We start from the raw sequence: 4,676 nt of genomic DNA, 5'->3' as shown, positions 1-4,676 counted from the left end.
CGCCGCGGCCGAACGAGCACCTCGGCCCACGTGCGCCCGACTGCCACGCAGCCCGCGCGGGCGACCGCCCGTCGAATCGCCTGTCCGAGACGTCACGGATACACTTCGGTCGCGCGGAATAACCCGCTTCCGGTTCGCTCCGTGGGTGCTGGTCTCGGTCGGCCCCCGGTCGCCTCTAAGCTTATCAGATCTGATTTGCGGCGCGTAAACGCTTATACCGGTGCCGTCTGACTGACGGTCGAATGGCTGCGTTCCGAGACGACGAGCGAGGGTTCACCCCGCTGGCGGGCACGGGGCTGCTCGTCGGGGTCGTCGTGTTGCTGCTGGCGATCGTCGGCGCGGCGGTGTTCGGTCTCATCGACGGCGTCGCCCCGCCGGACGCCGAGTTCGAGGGTACACAGGAGGACGGCGAACTCGTCATCGTCGCGCTCGGACCCGACCCCGTCCCCGCCGAGGAGCTGTACGTCCGCGGCGAGGACCCGGACGGGAACGTCCAGTTTGGCGCGTGGCCCGGCGACGGAGTGGTCCGACCGGGCGATCGGGTCCCCGTGCCGAACGCTACCGGCAACGAGAACTTCGACATCGTCTGGGAGCCGATCGCGTTCGACACCCGGGAGACGCTCGGCAGCTACGACGGGGAAGACTCGGCGATCCAAGAGTGGAGCGAGGAGAACGGCGGCAGCACGCCGGGCGGCGGTATCGGCGTCTGAGGCCCCCCTCGCTCACTCGACCGCGACCCACTCGCCGCGCTCGTCGGACCGTTGGATCGCCGCGAGCGCCTTCTGAACCTCGTACCCGTCCGCGAACGACGGTTCGAACGACTCGCCCTCGGCGACCGCCGAGAGGAACTCGTAGTTCTCGTGGACGAACGTGTGTTCCCACCCGATCACGTGTCCGGGGGGCCACCAGCGGTCGACGTACGGATCCGTCTCATCGGTGACCAGCACCGTCTCGTAGCCGCGGTTCCCCTCCCGGAGCACCTCCAGTTCGTTGAGCCGCTCCAAGGAGAACTTCACGCTCCCCTTCGAGCCGTGGACCGCGATCGTGTGGTCGTTCTTGTGGCCCTCGGCGACCCGCGTGGCCTCGAAGGTCCCGGTCGCGCCCGACTCGTAAGCGACCTGCGCGCTGTAGGCGTCGTCGACCGTCACGTCGCGGTACTCCGCGACCGCGCCGTCGTCGTACACCGGGCGCTCGTCGACGAACGTCGTCAGCCGGCCCGAGACGCGGTCGATCCCGCTGACTTCCTCGCCCACGAGAAAGTTCGCGAGGTCGATCGTGTGTGCGCCGAGATCGCCGAGCGCGCCGGAACCGGCCATGTCGGCGTCCATCCGCCACGCCCACGGGGCCTCCGGATCGACGAGCCAGTCCTGGAGGTACCGCCCGCGGACCTGCCGGATCTCGCCGAGTTCACCGTCCTCGATCAGTCCCTTCGCGTACCGGATCGCGGGGACGAACCGGTAGTTGAACGCGGTACCCGCGGTCACGGCGCTCGCGGCCGCGGCGTCGCGCATCGCCGCCGCCTCCTCCAGCGTCGGCGCGAGGGGTTTCTCACAGAGGACGGGCACGTCGGCTTCGAGGGCCGCGATCGACGGCTCCGCGTGGACGTGGTTCGGGCCGAGGTTGTAGAAGACGTCCACCTCGTCTATCGCCGTTTCCCAGTCGGTCGCGGTGTGCGCGAAGCCGAACCGCTCCGCGGCCTCCGCGAGCGCCTCCTCGTCGCGCCCGACGAGCGTGTGCCGCTCAACGTCTGGCGCGTCCGGGAAGAACATCGGGAGCCGCGCGAGCGCGTTCGAGTGCGCCTTGCCCATGAATCGATACCCCAGCACGCCGACCTTCAGCCGTTTCTGTGTCATGTGTGTGTCCTCCGTCTCACTCCGCCCAGTACGCGTCGCCCGGTTCCGTCTCGAAGACGGCGCGGTCCAACACGTCGACGCCGCGGTCGTCGGGGGACGCGACCGCGTCCTCGATCGGTTCGCCGCCGAGGGGAACGGTCAACGCGCCGATCTCCATGTGCGGGGCTACACCGACCTGCCGAATAAGTGTTCAGGAAGATCGTGTCGAATCGGAGGTCGGGTCACGGCGTTCCGAGCCGAAGCGCCCCGGTTGCTCCTCACCTGAGACGACGGTCGGAGGGGATAGCGCCGCGCCGAACCGCATGAGGTTTTAACGGGTGGGACGCGTACACGGTGGTATGGGAATCCTCTCTCGCGCCTCCTACGTCATCCGCTCGAAGGTGAACGCCCTCCTCAATCGGGCCGAGGACCCGACCGAGTCGCTCGACTACTCGTACGAGCAGATGCGTGACGAACTCCAAGACGTCAAACAGGGGATCGCGGACCTGACGACCCAGAAGAAACGGCTGGAGATTCAAAAGCGCAAGCTCGAAGAGAACGTCGAGAAGCACAACCGGCAGGCCCGCGAGGCGGTCCAGCAGGACCGCGACGACCTCGCGCGGAAGGCGCTCGAAAAGAAGAAGTCGAAGATGACCCAGATCGAGGAGCTGGAAGGGCAGATCGCCAAGCTGAACGACACCCAAGACCAGCTCGTCGAGAAGAAAAACAAGCTCCAGAACCGCATCGAGGAGTTCCGTACGAAGAAAGAGACGATGAAGGCCCGCTACGAGGCCGCGGAGGCCTCTTCCCGCGTCTCCGAGGCGATGACCGGCGTCGGCGACGAGATGTCGGACGTGAGTCGCTCCATCGAACGCGCCGAGGAGCGCACCGAGGAGATGGAGGCCCGCGCCGAGGCGATGGACGAGCTGGAAGAGTCCGGCGCGTTCGAGGACGCGCTCTCCGACAAGGACGACATCGACCGCGAGCTGGAGGGTCTCTCGACGAACAGCGAGGTCGACGCCGAACTGGAGACGCTCAAGGGCGAACTCGGGAAAGGCGAGCCGGCGAGCGGAAACAGCGAGGCGAGCGACGAGGAGATCGACGCCGAACTGGAGGACATCGAGAGCGAGATGAACGCGGACGACCTCGAAGCCGATCTGAGCGACGACTCGGGCGGCGACCTCGACGAGGAGCTCGACGTCGAGTTAGAGGAGTCCGAGGCAGACGCCGACGAAAAGCGGAACTGAGGCGTCAAATCTCGTCACGGCGACCCCGTTCCCGTCCACGAGGGACGAGACGTTCGCACTCGGTTCCGGAAATCCGACAGAGAGATCCGCTCTCGCCACGGATTTTATACGATCGGACACGAACCCTCCGGTAGCGATGGTCCCCAAGCATCTCATCTGGATCGGTGGGTTGCTGATCGCGATCCCCCTCTTTCTGGCCCTGCTGAGCGCCGCCTGGATCTGGGTTCCGATCGGCCTGTTCGTGTTGGGTATCGGTGTCGTGCTCTACGGATTCAAGCAGTACCACGAAAAACGGATGAGGGACAGATTCGAACGGAGTGACTGATCGGGAGACCGCTGCGTCCGCCGCGTTCAAACCGCCCGCCGTCTCGGATCGAAATATCTCCGAAGAGTAGGTCGTACCGCGACAGCCGTTCTCCGTTCTGGCCTCTGCCTACTTCCCGGTCGGGCGCGCGCCGGTCCCAGCGCGGTCCTGCTCGGCGAGCCGTATCTCGCCGTCCGGCAGGTCGATCCCCGCGTACGGGTCCTCGGCGAGCAGCAGCGAGCCGTCGAGGTCGGCGTAATCGAGGAGCGGCGCGAGCTGTGCGGCGGCCGCGATGGAGGCGTTCGACTCGATCATACAGCCGCACATCACTTCCAGGCCGTGCGCCCGCGCGGCGGCGATCACCCGGCGCGCCTCCAACAGCCCGCCGGTCTTCATCAGCTTCAGGTTCGCGATGTCACAGCGGTCGGCGATCGCCGGCACGTCCGCGACGGTCACGCAGGACTCGTCGGCCGCGATCGGGAGGGGAGATCGCTCGTAGACGTACCGGAGCCCCTCGGGCTCTTCGGCCGGAACGGGCTGTTCGACGAACTCCACGTCGCGGTCCGCGAGCCAGTCGGCCTTCCGTACCGCCTCCTTCGGCGTCCACGCCTCGTTCGCGTCGACGCGGAGGCGGGCGTCGGGCGCGGCCTCGCGGACCGCGTCGACCAGCTCTCGGTCGCGGTCGGTGCCGAGCTTGATCTTCAACACCGAGTGGCCCGCCTCGACGGCGTCGGCGGCCTTCTCGCGCACGCGCTCGGTCTCGTCGAGGCCGATCGTGAACGACGTCTTCGGCGCGTCGGTCGGGTCGAGTCCCCACAGGCGGTGGAGCGGGACGCCGAGTCGCTTCGCCGCGAGGTCGTGGACCGCGATCGAGACGGCGCATCGAGCCGCGGGGTTCCCCTCGACGACCGCGCGCAGTTCGGACTCGATCGCGTGGAGCGCGTGGGGATCTCCCACCCGCTCGACAGCGTCGAGGAGGTCCGGCATGACCGCCTCGACGGTGTCCGCGGTCTCGCCGTAGTGCGACGAGGGGGCCGCGCCGCCGACGCCGGTCATCCCCGCGTTGTCGGTCACCCGGACGATCACGTTCTCGGCCGCCGTCTGGGTCCCCCGCGCGATGGTGAAGGGGTTTTCGAGGGGCATCGAGACCCGCTCGAACTCGGCGTCGAGGCTCATTCGTCGGCCGCCTCCTCGTCGCCACCGTTCCCGCCCTCGTCGACCCCGAGTCCGGCGTCGAGCGCGGCGTCGACGATCGCGTCCGCGCCGTGACGCACCGGGTCGGCCGCGGGGACG

At 67.9% G+C, this 4,676-nt stretch carries 6 protein-coding genes; 3 read left to right on the top strand and 3 right to left on the bottom strand.

From position 1 onward, the window contains the following. The first annotated feature begins 242 nt into the window (after positions 1-242). The gene (locus tag BN903_RS03860) at positions 243-710 is read left to right on the top strand and encodes a type IV pilin (RefSeq protein WP_048076441.1); all 468 of its coding nucleotides are present in this window, start codon (positions 243-245) and stop codon (positions 708-710) included. A 12-nt stretch (positions 711-722) separates the two neighbouring features. Here the strand turns inward: BN903_RS03860 and BN903_RS03855 are convergent, their stop codons facing one another. Beyond that, positions 723-1,853, bottom strand: a complete 1,131-nt coding sequence (locus BN903_RS03855; RefSeq protein ID WP_048076440.1) for a Gfo/Idh/MocA family protein — start codon at positions 1,851-1,853, stop codon at positions 723-725. Positions 1,854-1,869: 16 nt separating this feature from the next. Next, a complete protein-coding gene (locus tag BN903_RS16395; protein ID WP_154018030.1) occupies positions 1,870-2,010 on the bottom strand; it encodes a hypothetical protein in 141 nt (46 codons plus the stop codon). Between the two features lie 181 nt (positions 2,011-2,191). On the opposite strand from BN903_RS16395, the gene BN903_RS03850 reads away from it, so the two are divergent. Both BN903_RS03850 and BN903_RS03845 read left to right on the top strand, forming a co-directional pair. Then, positions 2,192-3,079 (top strand): PspA/IM30 family protein, encoded by an 888-nt coding sequence (locus BN903_RS03850; RefSeq protein ID WP_048076439.1) that lies wholly within the window; start codon positions 2,192-2,194, stop codon positions 3,077-3,079. A gap of 136 nt (positions 3,080-3,215) precedes the next feature. After that, the gene (locus BN903_RS03845; RefSeq protein ID WP_048076438.1) at positions 3,216-3,404 is read left to right on the top strand and encodes a hypothetical protein; all 189 of its coding nucleotides are present in this window, start codon (positions 3,216-3,218) and stop codon (positions 3,402-3,404) included. A gap of 108 nt (positions 3,405-3,512) precedes the next feature. On the opposite strand, the gene BN903_RS03840 is transcribed toward BN903_RS03845, so the two are convergent. Continuing rightward, positions 3,513-4,559 carry a dipeptide epimerase gene (locus BN903_RS03840; protein ID WP_048076437.1) on the bottom strand — a complete coding sequence of 349 codons (1,047 nt, stop codon included), beginning with the start codon at positions 4,557-4,559 and terminating at the stop codon, positions 3,513-3,515. Positions 4,560-4,676: the final 117 nt, after the last annotated feature.

The organism is Halorubrum sp. AJ67, assembly GCF_000513435.1.
Note: the sequence above shows the minus strand (reverse complement) of the source record. Positions and strands in the feature narration are given on the sequence as shown.

What these genes read in the sequence shown, in the direction of transcription:
- BN903_RS03850 (WP_048076439.1), top strand. Translation starts at nt 2,192, where the DNA reads ATGGGAATCCTCTCTCGCGCCTCCTACGTCATCCGCTCGAAGGTGAAC.
- BN903_RS03840 (WP_048076437.1), bottom strand. Translation starts at nt 4,559, where the DNA reads ATGAGCCTCGACGCCGAGTTCGAGCGGGTCTCGATGCCCCTCGAAAAC.
- BN903_RS03845 (WP_048076438.1), top strand. Translation starts at nt 3,216, where the DNA reads ATGGTCCCCAAGCATCTCATCTGGATCGGTGGGTTGCTGATCGCGATC.
- BN903_RS03860 (WP_048076441.1), top strand. Translation starts at nt 243, where the DNA reads ATGGCTGCGTTCCGAGACGACGAGCGAGGGTTCACCCCGCTGGCGGGC.
- BN903_RS03855 (WP_048076440.1), bottom strand. Translation starts at nt 1,853, where the DNA reads ATGACACAGAAACGGCTGAAGGTCGGCGTGCTGGGGTATCGATTCATG.
- BN903_RS16395 (WP_154018030.1), bottom strand. Translation starts at nt 2,010, where the DNA reads ATGGAGATCGGCGCGTTGACCGTTCCCCTCGGCGGCGAACCGATCGAG.